Here is a 14,172-nt window from a genome sequence, read left to right on the forward strand (position 1 = left end):
CCGGACCATGTCTTGGACCTCTCGGGGCCTTCGGCCCTACCGTCGATCGCATGGCTCTGGCAACGAAGGCGGCACCCCCGCCGCCCACCGGCACCCGCGGCTTCTGGTCCTCGACCATCGGCAAGAAGACCGTCATGGCCGTCAGCGGTCTGATCATGCTCGGCTACCTCGTGGCCCACGTCGCCGGCAACCTCAAGGTCTTCTTCGGCCCCGAGGAGTTCAACGACTACGGTCACTGGCTGCGCACCATGGGCGACCCCCTCCTGCACTACTCCTGGGCCCTCTGGCTCGTCCGGATCGTGCTGCTGGCGGCCGTCGTCGCCCACGCCGTCTCCGCGTACCAGCTCAGCAGGCGGGACATCAGGGCCCGGCCCACCGCCTACGTCCACCGCCGCAAGCGGTCCTCGTACGCCACGCGCACCATGCGCTGGGGCGGGATCATCGTCGCCCTCTTCATCGTCTGGCACGTCCTGGACCTGACCACCGGCACCGTCCACACCGGCGGCTTCCAGGAGGGCCACCCGTACCAGAACGTCGTGGACACCTTCTCCACCTGGTACGGCAACGTCATCTACACCGTCGCCATGCTCGCCGTCGGCCTGCACGTCCGCCACGGTTTCTGGAGCGCCGCCCAGACCCTCGGCGTCGGCAGCGCCCGCCGCGAGCGGCTCCTCAAGGGCCTCGCGAACGGCCTCGCGCTCGTCCTGACCGTGGGCTTCATCTCCGTACCCGTAGCCGTCATGACCGGAGTGGTGAGCTGACATGAGCTTCCTCGACTTCGAGACCGGTGAGCCGGTCGTCGACCACAAGGCGCCCGCGGGCCCCATCGCGGAACGCTGGGACACCCGCCGCTTCCAGGCCAAGCTGGTCAACCCCGCCAACCGCCGCAAGCACACCGTCATCGTCGTCGGCACCGGCCTCGCCGGCGGCTCCGCCGGCGCGACCCTCGCCGAACAGGGCTACCACGTCGTCCAGTTCTGCTACCAGGACTCCCCGCGCCGCGCCCACTCCATCGCCGCGCAGGGCGGTATCAACGCCGCCAAGAACTACCGCAACGACGGCGACTCCATCCACCGCCTCTTCTACGACACCGTCAAGGGAGGCGACTTCCGCGCCCGCGAGTCCAACGTCCACCGCCTCGCCCAGATATCGGTCGAGATCATCGACCAGTGCGTGGCCCAGGGCGTCCCCTTCGCCCGCGAGTACGGCGGACTGCTCGACACCCGCTCCTTCGGCGGCGTCCAGGTCTCCCGCACCTTCTACGCCCGCGGCCAGACGGGCCAGCAGCTGCTCCTCGGCGCGTACCAGGCGCTCTCGCGGCAGATCGCCGCGGGCAACGTCGAGATGCACGCCCGCACCGAGATGCTCGACCTGATCGTCGTCGACGGCCGGGCCCGCGGCATCGTCGCCCGCGACCTGGTCACCGGAGCGATCTCGACCCACTACGCGGACGCGGTGGTCCTCGCCAGCGGCGGCTACGGCAACGTCTTCTACCTGTCGACGAACGCCATGAACTCCAACGCCACCGCCGTCTGGCGGGCCCACCGGCGCGGGGCGTACTTCGCCAACCCCTGCTTCACCCAGATCCACCCCACCTGCATCCCGCGCACCGGCGACCACCAGTCAAAGCTGACGCTGATGAGCGAGTCGCTGCGCAACGACGGCCGCATCTGGGTTCCCCGGGCGAAGGGCGACACCCGCCCCGCGGGGGAGATCCCCGAGGACGAGCGCGACTACTACCTGGAGCGCATCTACCCCTCGTTCGGCAACCTCGTCCCGCGCGACATCGCCTCCCGCGCCGCCAAGAACGTCTGCGACGAGGGCCGCGGTGTCGGCCCCGGCGGCCAGGGCGTGTACCTCGACTTCGCCGACGCCATCGCCCGGATGGGCCGCGCCAAGGTCGAGGAGAAGTACGGCAACCTCTTCGACATGTACGAGCGGATCACCGCCGAGAACCCGTACGAGGTTCCGATGCGGATCTACCCGGCCGTGCACTACACGATGGGCGGACTCTGGGTCGACTACGACCTCCAGACCACCGTCCCGGGCCTCTTCGCCATCGGCGAGGCCAACTTCTCCGACCACGGCGCCAACCGGCTCGGCGCCTCCGCCCTGATGCAGGGCCTCGCCGACGGCTACTTCGTCCTGCCGTCCACCATCAACGACTACCTCGCCCGCCACCCGTCCAGCCAGCCGCTCGACGACACGCATCCGGTGGTCCGCGAGGTGCTCGCCGAGACCGAGGACCGGCTGCGCCTTCTGCTCGCCGTGGACGGCGACCGGACACCCGACTCCTTCCACCGCGAACTCGGCGAACTGATGTGGGAGTTCTGCGGAATGGCCCGCACGGACGAGGGCCTGCGCAAGGCGCTCGACCGCATCCCCCGGATCCGCGAGGAGTTCTGGCGCCGGATCAAGGTCCCCGGAAGCGGGGAGGAGTTCAACCAGTCGCTGGAGAAGGCCAACCGGATCGTCGACTACCTGGAACTCGCCGAACTGATGTGCCTCGACGCGCTGAACCGGGCCGAGTCCTGCGGCGGCCACTTCCGTGAGGAGTCCCAGACCCCGGAAGGCGAGGCCGCGCGCCGCGACGAGGAGTTCTCGTACGCGGCGGCCTGGGAGTTCAACGAGGGCGCCGCCCCCGTCCTGCACAAGGAAGACCTGGTCTTCGAGTACGTCCACCCCACCCAGCGGAGCTACGCATGAAGCTCACCCTGCGCGTCTGGCGCCAGAAGAACGCCGACGCCCCCGGCGCCATGTCGACCTACGACGTGGACGGCATCTCCTCCGACATGTCGTTCCTGGAGATGCTCGACACGCTCAACGAGGAACTCATCCTGCGCGGCGAGGACCCCGTCGCCTTCGACCACGACTGCCGCGAGGGCATCTGCGGAGCGTGCAGCCTGGTCATCAACGGCGACGCGCACGGACCCGAGCGGACCACCACCTGCCAGCTCCACATGCGATCCTTCCGCGACGGCGACACCATCGACATCGAACCCTGGCGGGCCTCCGCCTTCCCGGTCGTCAAGGACCTGGTGGTCGACCGCTCCGCCTTCGACCGCATCATCCAGGCCGGCGGCTACATCAGCGCACCCACCGGCGCGGCCCCCGAGGCCCACGCGACGCCGGTGCCGAAGGCCGACGCCGACTTCGCCTTCGAGCACGCCGAGTGCATCGGCTGCGGCGCCTGCGTGGCGGCCTGCCCGAACGGTTCGGCGATGCTCTTCACCTCGGCGAAGGTCAACCACCTGAACGTCCTGCCCCAGGGCTCGCCCGAGCGCGAGAGCCGCGTCCTCGACATGGTCGGGCAGATGGACGCGGAGGGCTTCGGCGGCTGCACCCTCACCGGGGAGTGCGCGACGGCCTGCCCGAAGGGGATCCCGCTGCCGTCGATCGCGGCGATGAACAAGGAGTGGCTGCGCGCGACGCGCAAGTCCGGCCGACGCTAGAGCCGCGAGAGGCCCGACCGCCGGCAGAGGGGCCCAGGTCCGCACGCCGGAGCGACGTACGGGACCTCCCGGCGCCGGAGGGACACACGAAAGGTCCCAGGTGGTGGCGCTCAGCCGCCGACCGCGCGCAAGGTGCCCGGCCGGCGGCCGACGAGCCGGTCCAGGGCGGCGGAGGACGCCTCGTCGGCGGGCAGGCGTACCACCAGCTGCTGCCCGTCCGTCTCCGGAAGTTCCAGCACCTCGTACGCGAGCCGCAGCTCGCCGGCCTCGGGGTGCACCAGGCGCTCCACCCCGGAGCGGTCCGGCAGGACGCCGGCGGCGGCGAGCCGGTCCGAGAACGCCGCACCGGCGGTGATCGTCAGCTCCCTGGCCAGCTCCGCCATCGCGGGATCGGAGCCGGTGATGCCGAAGTAGAGACCCGCCACCTGCTGGTCGGCGACCCGGTCCCAGTCCGGGTAGACCTCCCGCGCCCGGGGATCGGTGAGGACGTACCGCGGCATGCTCGGCGGGTCGCCGTCGAGCAGCCCCAGCGGCCCCGCGAGCCGCGCGAAGCCGTCGCTGTACGCGACGATCTCGCCCAGCATGTTCGTCACCGCGGCCGGGGTCTCGCCGAGCCGGTCGAGCAGGGCGCGCACCGTGGAGCGCACCTCGCGGGCGGGCGCCGGCGCCACCGCGCACAGATGCTTGTGCTCCTGCGTCTTCAGCAGCCGCCGCATGTGGACCCGGGCGTCCAGCGGCAGCCGCAGCGCGTCGCTCAGGGCGCCGAGCACCTGGGCCGAGGGGTTGCGGTCCCGGCCCTGTTCGAGGCGGGCCAGGTACTCGACGCTGATCCCGGCGAGCATGGCCAGCTCCGAGCGCCGCAGCCCCGGGGTCCGCCGGCGTGCCCCGGCCGGCAGCCCGGCCTCGGCGGGGGTCAGGGCCTCGCGTCGGGCGCGCAGGAAGGCCCCCAGTTCGTTGTCGCTCACTCCACGATCGTACGAGCGCGGGGCGGCGCGAGGGTGGCCCTGTCACTACCAGGCTCCGTCACTACCAGGCTCCGCTCCTACCCGTCTCGGCGCGGCCTTCCTCGGGCGACGGCGAGGCCGCAGCGTGGAGCCATGACCACTGAACCGCAGACCGGTACGACCGCTCTTCCGCTCACCGCCGGCCGCTGGGCCTTCGACCCGCTGCACTCCGCCGTCGGCTTCACCATCCGCCACCTCGGCATCTCCAAGGTGCGCGGCCGCTTCAACGACCTGGACGCCGAGCTCGTCGTCGGCGAGAGCCTGGCGGACTCCTCGGTCACCGCGACCGTGGCGCTCGCCTCGATCGACACCGGGAACGCCGACCGCGACGCGCACGTCCGGGCCGCGGACCTGCTCGACGTGGAGAAGCGCCCGACGATGACGTTCCGCTCGACCCGGATCGGCGGCGCGGGCGAGGAGTGGGTCCTGGAGGGCGACCTCACCATCGGGGGCGTGACCCGCCCCATCTCCTTCGACGTCGAGTTCGGCGGGGTCGTGGACGTGCCGGTGGACGGCAGCCGCCATGCGGGCTTCGACGCCACCGGCGAGTTCCGTCGCAGCGACTTCGGCCTGGACTTCGCGCCCGGCTTCCTCGGTGACGTGATCAAGGTCAGCCTGGAGGTCCAGTTCGTCGAGCCCAGGTAGCGGCGGTCGAGGGGGGTCTCGGCGCTCCGGGCCGGGGGCCGGGGGCTCAAGGAGGGCGCCTGCGTCCGGCGCGTCTCTCAGCCGTCGAGCCGGGCCGCGAGATAGGGCGCGGTCCGGCTCTCCGGCGCGGCGGCCACCGCCCGCGGCGGCCCCTCCGCCACGATTCGGCCGCCCTCGTCGCCGCCGCCGGGACCGAGGTCCACGACCCAGTCCGCGGTCGCGACCACGTCCATGTCGTGCTCGACGACGACCACCGAGTGCCCGGCGTCGACCAGCCCGTGGAGCTGGCGCATCAGGACCTCCACGTCGGCCGGGTGGAGGCCGGTCGTCGGCTCGTCCAGGACGTAGAGGGTGTGTCCGCGGCGCAGCCGTTGGAGCTCGGCGGCGAGCTTGATGCGCTGCGCCTCGCCGCCGGAGAGCTCCGTCGCGGGCTGACCGAGCCGCAGGTAGCCGAGGCCGACATCGAGCAGCGTGCGCAGACTCCGCGCCGCGGCCGGGGTGTCGGCGAAGAACTCGGCCGCCGACTCGACCGTCAGATCCAGGACCTCGGCGATCGTGAGCCCCCGCAGCCGCACCTGAAGCGTCTCCGGGTTGTAGCGGGCGCCCCGGCAGTCGGGGCAGGGCGCGTACGTGCTCGGCAGGAACAGCAGCTCGACCGAGACGAACCCCTCGCCCTGGCACGTCTCGCACCGTCCGCCGGGCACGTTGAACGAGAACCGCCCCGCCTTGTACCCGCGCGCCCTGGCCTCCTCGGTGCCCGTGAACAGCTTGCGCACCACGTCGAAGAGACCCGTGTACGTCGCGAGGTTGGACCGGGGTGTCCGTCCGATCGGCTTCTGATTAACGGTCACCAGCCGCTCCACACCGTCCAGTTCCTCGCGCAACTCGCCGACCAGCGTCGACTTGCCCGACCCCGAGACCCCGGTCACCGCGGTGAGGACGCCGACCGGGAAGGACGCCTCGACGCCGTCGAGGTTGTGCCGGGTGACCGGGCCGGTGCGCAGCCAGCCCGTGGGCCGGCGCACCGTACGCTCGGGGGCCGGCACGCGGTCGAAGAGGAACCGGCGGGTCGCCGACTCCTCCACCGCCGCCAGTCCGCGCGGCGGGCCGCTGAACAGCACCCGGCCGCCGTGCACCCCGGCCCGGGGGCCGACGTCCACGATCCAGTCGGCGTGCCGGATGACGTCGAGATGGTGCTCGACCACGAACACCGAGTTGCCGGCCGCCTTGAGCCGGTCCAGGACCACGAGGAGCGCCTCGGTGTCGGCCGGGTGCAGACCCGCCGACGGTTCGTCGAGGACGTACACGACACCGAAGAGTCCGGAGCGCAACTGGGTCGCCAGCCGAAGCCGTTGGAGCTCGCCGTTGGAGAGCGACGGTGTGCTGCGGTCCAGGCCCAGGTAGCCGAGGCCCAGTTCGGTCACCGTGGAGATCCGTGCGACGAGGTCCTCGGTGAGGACCCGGGCGGTCTCCGAGCCGTCCTGCTCCGCCAGGATCCCCGCGAGGACCGTCAGGGGCAGGGCGGCCAGCTCGGCGATCGTCCGGCCCGCGAACGTCACCGCGAGCGCCTCCGGACGCAGCCGGCTGCCCCCGCACGCCGGGCACGGCGCGCTGGTCAGGAAGCGCTCCGCCTTCGCCCGCAGGGTGGCGCTCTTCGAGTCGGCGAAGGTGTGCATCACATAGCGCCGGGCGCTCATGTACGTGCCCTGGTAGGGGCGTTGGATGCGGTCCGCGTCCCGTACCGGATGGACCGTGACGACCGGCTGTTCGTCCGTGAAGAGGATCCACTCCCGGTCCTTCGCGTCGAGCTCCCGCCACGGACGGTCGACGTCGTAGCCGAGCGCGTCCAGCACGTCGCGGAGGTTCTTGCCCTGCCAGGCGCCGGGCCAGGCGGCGATCGCCCCGTCCCGGATCGACAACTCCGGGTCCGGTACGAGCAGTTCCTCAGTGGTCTCGTGGACCAGACCCAGACCGTGGCACGCGGGGCACGCTCCGGCGGCGGTGTTCGGCGAGAACGCGTCGGAGTCCAGACGCGCGGCCCCCGCCGGATACGTGCCGGCGCGGGAGAACAGCATGCGCAGCGAGTTGGACAGCGTCGTGACCGTACCGACCGACGAGCGGGCGTTCGGCGAGGAGCGGCGCTGCTCGAGGGAGACGGCGGGTGGCAGCCCGGTGATCTCGCCGACCTTCGGCGCACCCACCTGGTGGATCAGCCGCCGGGCGTACGGCGCGACCGACTCGAAGTAGCGGCGCTGGGCCTCCGCGTAGATCGTCCCGAAGGCGAGCGAGGACTTGCCGGAGCCGGACACCCCGGTGAAGACGGCGATCGCGTCGCGCGGAACGTCCACGTCGACGCCGGCGAGATTGTGCTCGCGGGCGCCACGGACGCGGACGTACGGGTCGTGGCCGTCGGGGGGAGTGTCGGGCATCCCCCGATTCTAGGCGTTCTCGCTGGTCAGGCCCGCGACGCGAGCCAGTCGGCGGTACGAGTCGAGCAGCGCCGCCCGGTCGTGCGTACTGGTCGTCACCAGTACCTCCTGGGCCCCGCTCTCCTTCACCACCCGCTCCAGCGCGTCTTCGACCTGCTCCTCCGTGCCGTACACATGTCCTTTCAGCCCCGCCTCGAAGAAGCCGCGCTGCTTGTCGGTCATGGTCTGCCGCTCGATCCCGTCCACGGGCATGAGCGGCGGGAAGACGCCCCGGGTGCGGGAGTAGGCGAGCGACCACGCCTCCGGGACCAGCAGCCCGCGCGCCTTCTCCTCGGTCGCGGCGACCGCGACCGTGCCCGCGACCACGACGTACGGCTCCTCGGACCAGAGCGAGGGGCGGAAGGCCGACCGGTAGGCGTCGACGGCGCTCAGCATCCGCTCCCGGCCGCGCAGATCGCCGATCACGAGCGGCAGCCCGGCGGCGGCGGCGACCGACGCCCCTTCACCGGTCGCGAGGACGTACGGCGGGACCCGAAGCCCCTCGGCCGGGCGGGCGTGCACCTGCGGGTGGGCGGTCTGCGTGCCGGCGAACCAGCCCAGCAGCTCGTCCAGCTGCTCCCCGAACCGGTCGGCGTCCTCCTTGTCCCGGCCGAGCGCACGACGGATCCCGTCGGTGAAGCCGACCGAACGGCCGAGACCCATGTCGATCCGGCCGGGGAACAGCGACTCCAGGACGCCGAACTGCTCGGCGACGACCATCGGCTGGTGGTTGGGGAGCATCACCCCGCCGGTGCCGACGCGGACGGTGGACGTCGCGGCGGCCACGGCGGCCGCGAGCACGGTCGGCGCCGAACCGGCGACGCCCGGCACGCTGTGGTGCTCCGAGACCCAGAACCGGTGGTAGCCGAGCGCCTCCACCTCCCGCGCCAGGTCCACGGTCGCGCGCAGGGCCGCGGAACCGTCCTCGCCCTCCCTGGTCCGGGAGCGGTCGAGGACGGAGAAACGGATACCGCCGAGTGAAGAGGTCACGCAGGGTTCAACGCCCCCGGGCGCGGGGGATTCCCGGAGGGGGGCGTTCGCGTCCGGCTCCGTACTGCCTACGCTGTCCGTGTGACGCGTACCAGCAGGCCCCTCGCCGTCTTCGACCTCGACAACACCCTCGCCGGCACCGCGCACCGGCAGCGCTTCCTGGAGCGCAGTCCGCGCGACTGGAAGGCGTTCTTCGCCGCGGCCCCCCACGATCCGCCGCTCGCGGAGGGCGTCGCCCTCTGCCGTGAGGCCGCCGAGGAGTGCGAGGTCGTCTATCTCACCGGGCGCCCCGAGCGCTGCCGCCGGGACACCGTCGACTGGCTCGCCGCGCAGGAGCTGCCGGCGGGCACCGTCCACATGCGGCGCGACCGGGACTTCCGGCCCGCGCGCGTGACCAAGCTGGAGATCCTGCGCCGGCTCGGTCGCGACCGTGAGATCCGGATGCTCGTCGACGACGACGAGCTGGTCTGCGACGCCGCCGAGAAGGCCGGTTTCACGGTCGTACGGGCCCGCTGGGCGGCCGCCTCGGAGGCGCTCAAGGACGCCCAGGAGAAGGAGGGCCGGACCTGAGCCGACCCGCGCCCTGGGCGGAGGGCACCGTCAGGCCCCCTCTTCCAGCCGGAAGCCGACCTTGAGACCGACCTGGTAGTGCCCGATCGCCCCGTCGACGATGTGGCCGCGGACCTGCGTCACCTCGAACCAGTCCAGGCCCCGGAGGTTCTGCCCGGCCCGCTCGATGCCGTTCTTGATGGCCTGGTCGATCCCCTCCGGGGAGGTGCCGACGATCTCGGTGACGCGATAGGTGTGGTTCGACATGGGGGCCGAACTCCTCTCGATGGGGGTCACTCCACGGTGCCCCACCACGCCCCGGTCCGCGACACGTCGGGCTCCGGGTGGTCGGGCGCGCCGTCGGTGAGGGCGAGGCGGGAGACGATCCGGTACCGGTCGCCCCGGTAGAGCGAGCGGACGTACTCCACCGGACGTCCGCCCGTGTCCGAGGTGATCCGGTCGAAGAGCAGCGCGGGGGAGAGGACGGGGACGTCGAGGAGCGCGGCCTCCTCCTCGCTCAGCACCGTCGGCTCGATCGACTGGACCGCGCGCGCGGTGCGGATGCCGCACTTCTCCCGCAGGTGCGCGTAGAAGCCCCGCTCCATGTCGGCCGCGGTCAGACCGGGCACCAGCTCGGCCGGGACGTGCAGATGCTCCAGCGCGATGGGAGCCCCGTCGACCTGCCGCAGCCGCGCCACGTAGACCAGCTCTGCCGCGGGGGAGACCGTCAGCTTCCGGCCGATCCGCGCGCCCGCCCGTACGGTACGGAGTTCGAGCACCGTGCTCGTCCAGTGGCCCCGGCTGCGGGGCGCGCCCGCCGCGTGGTCCTCGGCCACCAGCTCCTGGGTGATCTTGGCCGGGGCGACGAACATACCGCGCCCGTGCTCCCGTACGAGGGCGCCGGTGGCCACCAGCTCGTCGACGGCCGCCCGCAGGGTGGGGCGCGAGACGCCGAGGGTGGCGCACAGGGTGCGTTCGGAGGGGATGGCGTCACCCGGACGGCGGCCGTCGATCACGGCCAGCAGATGCTCCCGTACCCGCTCCCGCTTGAGTTCCATCGCGTGCCCTCCCCGCCGTGGTTCCGGCGGTCAGTATGCATCCCCTTCCGTCGAGGAGGTCACGACACCGTCGCGGGTGAAGTCCAGCCGGGAGACGATCCGGTAGCGGTCGCCGCGGTACACCGAGTGGACGTACTCGACGGGCCGCGCGGCGGTGTCGAGGGTGAGGCGCTCGATCAGCAGCGCGGGGGAGAGGACGGGGACGTCGAGGAGTCTCGCCTCGGCCTCGCTGACGACGGTGGGTTCGATGGACTGTGTCGCCTCCCGGACATGGATCCGGTGGTGCTCGCGCAGATGGTCGTAGAGATCGCCGGCCTCCAGCTCCTCGGCGGTGAGCGCGGCGGGGACCAGGTCCGCCGGGATGTGGAGGTGCTCGATGGCCATGGGGGAGCCGTCGACCAGGCGGAGCCGGGCGATGTAGAGCAGTTCGGCGGCCGGGGAGACCCGGAGCTTGCGGCCGATCCGTGCCCCGGCCCGCGTCCTGGCTGACTCCAGCACCGTGCTCGACCAGCTGCCCGCCGCCCGGGGGACCGTGAACGCCGTGTCGTTCGGGGTGAGTTGCTGGGTGATCTTGGCCGGGGCGACGAACATGCCGCGCCCGTGCTCCCGCACCAGGGCGCCCGTCGCGACGAGTTCGTCGACCGCGGCGCGCAGGGTGGGGCGCGAGACGCCGAGGGTGGCGCACAGGGTGCGTTCGGAGGGGATCGGCTCACCGGGAGCGCCCGCCTCGATCAGGCTCAGCAGGTGCTCCCGTACCCGCTCCCGTTTCAGCACCCCGCCCGTGGGGCTGTCCTTCATGCGCTCTCCCTGACTCCCTGACTGCCGGTCCGTGCGTCTGTCTGACTGGTCAACTGGTCAACTGGTAAGGCCCATCCTAGCCAGGATTCCTGGTCCGGCGTTCGGTGAACAACGCATATTTTTCAAGGGGTTGACGGCCACATTGGTCCATGCCACCTTCTGGTCACGCAGCTGACCACTTGACCAATTGGTCAATTCTCCTTCTCCGAGGTGCCCGTGAAGACCAGATCCCTCGCAGCACCCGTCGCCCTCGCGGCGACCCTCGCCCTCTCTGCCACCGCCTGCGGTTCGACGGACGACCCGAAGGCCGGCGGAACCGGCAAGGTCACCGTGTGGATCATGAAGGACAGCGTCACCGACGACTTCCTCACCCGCTTCCGCACCGACTTCGAGGCGACGCACCAGGGCACCACCCTCGACATCCAGATCCAGGAGTGGGACGGCATCGGCGAGAAGGTGACCGCCGCCCTGGCCAGCAAGGACGCCCCCGACGTCATCGAGGTCGGCAACACCCAGGTCGCCCAGTACGCGGCGAGCGGCGGAGTGCGCGACCTCAGTGAGAAGGTCACCGAACTGAACGGCGCCGACTGGCTGCCCGGCCTCGCCGAGCCCGGGAAGGTCGACGGCAAGCAGTACGGCATCCCCTGGTACGCGGCCAACCGTGTCGTCATCTACCACAAGGACCTCTTCGCCCAGGCCGGCGTCACCGCCCCGCCCAGGACCCGCGACGAGTGGCTCGCCGTCACCGCCAGGCTCGACAAGGGCCCGACACAGGGCATCTACCTCCCCGGACAGAACTGGTACGTCCTCTCCGGCTTCGTCTGGGAGGACGGCGGCGACCTCGCCGTACGGGACGGAAAGGAGTGGAAGGGCGTGCTCGACACCCCGCAGGCGCTCGCGGGCATGGACTTCTACCAGCGGCTCCAGGCCCTCGGCAAGGGACCCAAGGACTCCGACGAGGCCAAGCCCCCGCAGGCCGACGTCTTCGCCAAGGGCGACGTCGCCCAGATCATCGCCGTACCGGGCGGCGCGAAGATCGTCGAGGAGGCCAACCCCGCCCTCAAGGGCAAGCTCGGCTTCTTCCCGATCCCCGGCAGAACGGCCGACAAGCCCGGCGCCGTCTTCACCGGCGGCTCGGACCTCATCGTCCCCGAGGCCTCCGCCCACCCCGACGCCGCCTACGAGGTCGTCAAGGCGCTCGCCGGCGAGAAGTGGCAGACGGAGATGGCCAGGACGATGAGCTACGTCCCCAACCGCACCTCGCTCGCCCGGGTCATCCAGGACGACGAGGGAACCGCCGCCATGGCCGCCGGCGCGGCGCAGGGCCGCGCGACGCCCAACTCCCCCCAGTGGGCCGCCGTCGAGGCCACCAACCCGATCAAGCAGTACATGACCGCCGTGCTCACCGGCACCGACCCGGCGCGGGCGGCCAAGGACGCGTCGGAGAGCATCACCAAGACCCTCGGCTCGTGAGCGGACGGCGCCGGGCCGCCCTCTGGCCCTACCTCCTCGTCGCGCCGACCGTCCTCGGCGGCGCCCTGCTCCTCGGCTACCCCCTCGTCCGCAACCTGGTGATCTCCCTCCAGCACTACGGCATGGGCGAACTCATCCGGGGCGACGCCGCGTTCGTGGGACTCCGCAACTACCGGACCGTCCTGGCGGACCCCGAGTTCTGGGAGGTCGTCCGGCGCACCTTCTGGTGGACCCTGATCAATGTCGTCCTGATCATGGTGATCGGCACCCTGGTCGCGCTGATGCTGCGGCGGCTGAGCCGACGGATGCGGATCCTGGTGACGAGCGGGCTGGTCCTGGCCTGGGCCAGCCCGGTCATCGCCACCACCACCGTCTTCCAGTGGCTCTTCGCCTCCCGTCTCGGCGTCGTCAACTGGGTGCTTGTACGGCTCGGCTTCACCTCGTACGAGGGTTACTCCTGGCTCGCCGACGGCACCGCCGCCTTCACCGTCCTCGTCCTGCTCGTGGTGTGGCAGTCGGTCCCGTTCGCCGCCATCACCCTGCACGCCGCCCTGATGACCGTGCCCGAGGAGCTGTACGAGTCGGCCCGGCTGGACGGCGCGGGGGCCTGGCGGATCTTCCGCTCGGTCACCCTGCCGCTGCTCCGGCCGATCTTCGGCCTCGTCCTCTGTCTCGAAGTGATCTGGGTCTTCCGCTGCTTCGCCCAGATCTGGGCCGTCACCCGCGGCGGCCCCGGAGACGCGACCACCACGCTGCCCGTCTACGCCTACCGGGTGGCCCAGTCCCTGCACCGCTACGACCTCGGCTCGGCCGTCTCGACGCTGACCGTGCTCCTCCTCGTCGCCGTGCTCATCGCCTACTTCCGTCAGCTCTTCCGGCAGGAGGCCGACCGGTGACACCCCGCGCCCTGCGCCGCATCCCCCTGAACACGGCCGCGTCGATCGTCTTCGTCCTCGCCGTCTTCCCCGTGTACTGGATGGTCCTCACCGCCTTCAAGCGCACCTCCGACATCCAGGCCGAGACCCCCGTCTTCCTGCCGGCCTCCCTCACCCTGGACCACTTCGCGCACGCCGTCGAGGCGGACGGCTTCTGGCTCTTCTGGCGCAACAGCCTGCTCGTCACCGCCGGTTGCGTCCTGCTCGCCCTCGTCGTGGCGCTCGGCGCCGCCTTCGCCGTCGCCCGAATGCGCTGGCGTGGCCGGCGCGGGTTCGTCCTGATGGTCTTCATCGCCCAAGTCGCGCCCTGGGAAGCGCTGTTGATCCCCATGTACGTCATCGCCCGGGACGCCGACCTGCTCGACCGGCTGGGCACCCTGACCCTGATCTACTTCATGGTCACCCTGCCCTTCACCATCGTGACCCTGCGCTCCTTCCTCGCCGCCGTCCCCGCCGAACTCGAAGAGGCCGCCCAGGTCGACGGCTGCACCCGTGCCGAGGCGTTCCGCCGGGTGACCCTGCCGCTGCTCGCCCCCGGCCTGATGGCCACCTCGCTCTTCGGATTCATCACCGCCTGGAACGAGTTCGCCTTCGCCAACATGCTCATCATCAAGAACCAGGACGACCGGACCCTGCCCGTCTGGCTCTCCTCCTTCTCCAACGTCTTCGGGACCGACTGGGGCGCCACCATGGCCGCCTCCACCCTCTTCGCCCTGCCCGTCCTCATCCTCTTCCTGGTCCTGCAGGGCCGGGTCGCCGCCGGGATGACCGGCGGAGCCGTGAAGGGATAGCGCGCCACC

Annotated in this window: 14 protein-coding genes; 8 read left to right on the plus strand and 6 right to left on the minus strand. The window is 71.5% G+C overall.

Going from position 1 to position 14,172, the window contains the following annotated elements:
* Positions 1 to 50: 50 nt before the first annotated feature.
* The 3 genes from M5362_RS10160 to M5362_RS10170 are packed head-to-tail and all read left to right on the plus strand — an operon-like array spanning position 51 to position 3,452.
* Entirely contained in the window at positions 51 to 761 is a 711-nt protein-coding gene (locus M5362_RS10160; RefSeq protein WP_260227059.1) for a succinate dehydrogenase, read from the plus strand.
* Between the two features lies 1 nt (position 762).
* On the plus strand, positions 763 to 2,706 hold the full coding sequence (locus M5362_RS10165) for a fumarate reductase/succinate dehydrogenase flavoprotein subunit (RefSeq protein ID WP_260227060.1): 1,944 nt from the start codon (positions 763 to 765) through the stop codon (positions 2,704 to 2,706).
* Complete coding sequence (locus tag M5362_RS10170) at positions 2,703 to 3,452, plus strand: succinate dehydrogenase/fumarate reductase iron-sulfur subunit (RefSeq protein WP_260227061.1); 750 nt, start codon at positions 2,703 to 2,705, stop codon at positions 3,450 to 3,452. The genes M5362_RS10165 and M5362_RS10170 overlap by 4 nt, the downstream gene beginning before the upstream one ends.
* Positions 3,453 to 3,562: 110 nt before the next feature.
* Here M5362_RS10170 and M5362_RS10175 read toward each other — a convergent pair whose 3' ends face one another.
* Positions 3,563 to 4,417 (minus strand): helix-turn-helix domain-containing protein, encoded by an 855-nt coding sequence (locus tag M5362_RS10175; RefSeq protein ID WP_260227062.1) that lies wholly within the window; start codon positions 4,415 to 4,417, stop codon positions 3,563 to 3,565.
* A 132-nt stretch (positions 4,418 to 4,549) separates the two neighbouring features.
* On the opposite strand from M5362_RS10175, the gene M5362_RS10180 reads away from it, so the two are divergent.
* Positions 4,550 to 5,101, plus strand: coding sequence for a YceI family protein (locus M5362_RS10180; protein WP_260227063.1), 552 nt, complete (start codon positions 4,550 to 4,552; stop codon positions 5,099 to 5,101).
* Positions 5,102 to 5,178: 77 nt separating this feature from the next.
* Here the strand turns inward: M5362_RS10180 and M5362_RS10185 are convergent, their stop codons facing one another.
* Both M5362_RS10185 and M5362_RS10190 read right to left on the minus strand, forming a co-directional pair.
* Positions 5,179 to 7,530 (minus strand): excinuclease ABC subunit UvrA, encoded by a 2,352-nt coding sequence (locus M5362_RS10185; protein ID WP_260227064.1) that lies wholly within the window; start codon positions 7,528 to 7,530, stop codon positions 5,179 to 5,181.
* Positions 7,531 to 7,539: 9 nt separating this feature from the next.
* Positions 7,540 to 8,559, minus strand: coding sequence for an MsnO8 family LLM class oxidoreductase (locus M5362_RS10190; RefSeq protein ID WP_260227065.1), 1,020 nt, complete (start codon positions 8,557 to 8,559; stop codon positions 7,540 to 7,542).
* An 81-nt stretch (positions 8,560 to 8,640) separates the two neighbouring features.
* Between M5362_RS10190 and M5362_RS10195 the strand changes: the two genes are divergently transcribed.
* On the plus strand, positions 8,641 to 9,129 hold the full coding sequence (locus M5362_RS10195; protein WP_260227066.1) for a hypothetical protein: 489 nt from the start codon (positions 8,641 to 8,643) through the stop codon (positions 9,127 to 9,129).
* 30 nt (positions 9,130 to 9,159) lie between these two features.
* Here M5362_RS10195 and M5362_RS10200 read toward each other — a convergent pair whose 3' ends face one another.
* Genes M5362_RS10200 through M5362_RS10210 form a run of 3 tightly spaced genes read right to left on the minus strand, consistent with a single transcriptional unit; the run spans position 9,160 to position 10,964 of the window.
* On the minus strand, positions 9,160 to 9,375 hold the full coding sequence (locus tag M5362_RS10200) for a dodecin (protein ID WP_260227067.1): 216 nt from the start codon (positions 9,373 to 9,375) through the stop codon (positions 9,160 to 9,162).
* Between the two features lie 26 nt (positions 9,376 to 9,401).
* Positions 9,402 to 10,166: a GntR family transcriptional regulator gene (locus tag M5362_RS10205; protein ID WP_260227068.1), complete on the minus strand. Its 765-nt coding sequence runs from the start codon at positions 10,164 to 10,166 to the stop codon at positions 9,402 to 9,404.
* Between the two features lie 30 nt (positions 10,167 to 10,196).
* Positions 10,197 to 10,964, minus strand: a complete 768-nt coding sequence (locus M5362_RS10210; protein ID WP_260227069.1) for a GntR family transcriptional regulator — start codon at positions 10,962 to 10,964, stop codon at positions 10,197 to 10,199.
* Between the two features lie 216 nt (positions 10,965 to 11,180).
* Here M5362_RS10210 and M5362_RS10215 point away from each other — a divergent pair, with 216 nt between their 5' ends.
* Genes M5362_RS10215 through M5362_RS10225 form a run of 3 tightly spaced genes read left to right on the plus strand, consistent with a single transcriptional unit; the run spans position 11,181 to position 14,163 of the window.
* Positions 11,181 to 12,437 (plus strand): extracellular solute-binding protein, encoded by a 1,257-nt coding sequence (locus M5362_RS10215; RefSeq protein ID WP_260227070.1) that lies wholly within the window; start codon positions 11,181 to 11,183, stop codon positions 12,435 to 12,437.
* Entirely contained in the window at positions 12,434 to 13,333 is a 900-nt protein-coding gene (locus M5362_RS10220) for a carbohydrate ABC transporter permease (RefSeq protein WP_260227071.1), read from the plus strand. The genes M5362_RS10215 and M5362_RS10220 overlap by 4 nt, the downstream gene beginning before the upstream one ends.
* A complete protein-coding gene (locus tag M5362_RS10225; protein ID WP_260227072.1) occupies positions 13,330 to 14,163 on the plus strand; it encodes a carbohydrate ABC transporter permease in 834 nt (277 codons plus the stop codon). The genes M5362_RS10220 and M5362_RS10225 overlap by 4 nt, the downstream gene beginning before the upstream one ends.
* Positions 14,164 to 14,172 lie beyond the last annotated feature (9 nt).

Source organism: Streptomyces sp. Je 1-79 (genome assembly GCF_025195125.1).
Lineage (GTDB): Bacteria > Actinomycetota > Actinomycetes > Streptomycetales > Streptomycetaceae > Streptomyces.